At 72.4% G+C, this 2,076-nt stretch carries 3 protein-coding genes; 2 read left to right on the top strand and 1 reads right to left on the bottom strand.

Features of this window, described 5'->3' with window-relative positions; translation table 11 throughout:
- Together PO768_RS21675 and mltB are read left to right on the top strand one after the other, a co-directional pair.
- The coding region (locus PO768_RS21675; RefSeq protein WP_272647709.1) for a hypothetical protein at positions 1–196 on the top strand (196 nt) is incomplete at its 5' end.
- Positions 196–1,254, top strand: coding sequence for a lytic murein transglycosylase B (mltB, locus tag PO768_RS21670; RefSeq protein WP_137941986.1), 1,059 nt, complete (start codon positions 196–198; stop codon positions 1,252–1,254). The genes PO768_RS21675 and mltB, both read left to right, overlap by 1 nt.
- Here mltB and PO768_RS21665 read toward each other — a convergent pair.
- A partial coding sequence (locus PO768_RS21665; RefSeq protein WP_272647708.1) for a ComEC/Rec2 family competence protein occupies positions 1,242–2,076 on the bottom strand: 835 nt, incomplete at its 5' end. The two genes, mltB and PO768_RS21665, sit on opposite strands and share 13 nt — an antisense overlap.

The raw sequence follows: 2,076 nt of genomic DNA, 5'->3' as shown, positions 1-2,076 counted from the left end.
CCTGCTGCGGGCCCGCCACGGCGCGGCGGCCGAGCCGCTGGCACGCCAGCTGCTGGCGCTGGAGCTCGCGCGCTATGCGGCCGGCAGCACGGCGAAGGCCGCGAACACGGCCGGCTGGCTGAACCGCTGGCGCTGGCTGCGCGAGTTCCGTGCCGCAGGCCGTATGCTGCGGCACCAGACCATGAAGACCTCCTGATGTTGTTGCGTGCCCTGACCCTTGCCCTGATCACCGCCGCGCTGGCCGGCCCGGCCCAAGCCACCAAGAAGAAACAAGCAGCACCGCCGCCCGCCGCCGCGCTCTACGGCGAGCGCGAAGACCTGATGCGTTTCGCCAGCGAGCAGGCCGCACTGCTGGGCTGGAACGAGGCCGGCCTGCGCCGCCTGCTGTCCCAGGCCCGCAAGCTGCCCACGGTGCAGCGCCTGATCATGCCGCCGCCGGCCGGCACGGCCAAGGACTGGGCCGCCTACCGGGCCCGCTTCGTCGAGCCGCGCCGGCTGCAGGCCGGCCTGGCCTTCTGGGCCACCCATGAGGCCGCGCTGGCGCGGGCCGAGGCGCAGTATGGCGTGCCGGCCGAGCTGATCGCCGGCCTGATCGGCGTCGAGACCTTCTACGGCCAGATCACCGGCGGCTTTCGCGTGCTGGACGCGCTGGTGACGCTGGGCTTCGACTTCCCGCCCGGGCGGCGCGACCGCAGTGAGTTCTTCCGCGCCGAGCTGGCCGAGTTCCTGAAGCTGTGCCAGCGCGAGGGGCTGGACGCGGCGACCGTCAAAGGCTCCTACGCGGGCGCAATGGGCTGGCCGCAGTTCATGCCAAGCAGCTGGAACAAGCATGCGATCGATTTCGATGGCGACGGCCATGTCGACCTGATTGGCAACCCGGTCGACGCGATCGGCTCGGTGGCCCACTACCTGGCCCAGCATGGCTGGCGGCCCGGCATGCCCACCCATTACACGGTGGCGGTACCGGTCGACACCGTCGAGCGGGCCCGCCTGCTGGCGCCCGACATCCTGCCCAGCTTCAGCGCCGCCCAGTTCGCCGAGGCCGGTGCCGAGCTCTCGGAGGCCGGCCGCGAACACCAGGGCGCGCTGGCCCTGGTCGAGCTGCAGAACGGCACGGCCGCGCCCAGCTATATCGCCGGCACCGCCAACTTCTATGCGCTGACCCGCTACAACTGGTCCAGCTACTACGCCTATGCGGTGATCGAGCTGGGGCGCACGCTGCGTGGCTTCAGGGACAGCGCTCAAAAACCCTGATCGTCGGCGCCGGAAAGGCCCACCTCGCGCTCGACCACCGCCGTGCGCTGCCAGTAGCGCCGCACCAGCTCGCGCTGGCATGAGGGCTCGGGCGCATCGCTGCGCCAGCGCAGCGCGCCGCAGTCGGCCGAGTTCCAGACCGGCACGCCGCGCGCCTGCAGCCGTGCCAGTACGGCCGGGGCCGGATGGCCGAAGCGGTTGCGGTAGCCGGCCTGCACAAAGGCCTGGCGCGGCGCCACCGCGTCCAGGAAAGCCGGCGTCGACGAAGTCTGGCTGCCATGGTGGGCCAGCATCAGCAAGTCGCTGGGCAGCTGCGGCAGGCCCAGCAGGCTCTGCTCCTGGGCCGCCTCGATATCGCCGCTCAGCAGCACGCCGCGCGCGCCGGCCCACACCTTCAGCACACAGGACAGCGCATTCGGTTTGACGGCCTCGCGCCGGTAGTCGGCCGGCTGCGGGTGCAGGATCTCGAAGTCCACGCCGTCCCAGCGCCAGCGCAGGCCCCGCTCACAGCGGCGCTGCGGCGGGCCTGCCGCCAGCAAGACATGACCCTCGTCCAGCGAGCTCAGCAACGCGCGCACCGGCAGGCCGGCCAGCAGCGCGGCGGCACCGCCGACATGATCCTGGTCGCGGTGGCTCAGCAGCAGCAGGTCCAGTTCGCGCACGCCCAGCGCCCGCAGCAGCGGCAGCAACACCCGCTGGCCGGCATCGGCCTGGGGCGTGTACTGCGCGCCGCTGTCGTAGAGCAGGCTGTGGTTGGCGGTGCGCAGCAGCACGGCCGTGCCCTGGCCGACATCGGCCGCCAGCAGCTCCAGCTGGCCCGGC

It is taken from the genome of Paucibacter sp. XJ19-41, from assembly GCF_028462495.1.
Lineage (GTDB): Bacteria > Pseudomonadota > Gammaproteobacteria > Burkholderiales > Burkholderiaceae_C > Roseateles_E.
Note: the sequence above shows the minus strand (reverse complement) of the source record. Positions and strands in the feature narration are given on the sequence as shown.

Coding starts and splice junctions, on each gene's coding strand:
- mltB (WP_137941986.1), top strand. CDS start 196: ATGTTGTTGCGTGCCCTGACCCTTGCCCTGATCACCGCCGCGCTGGCC.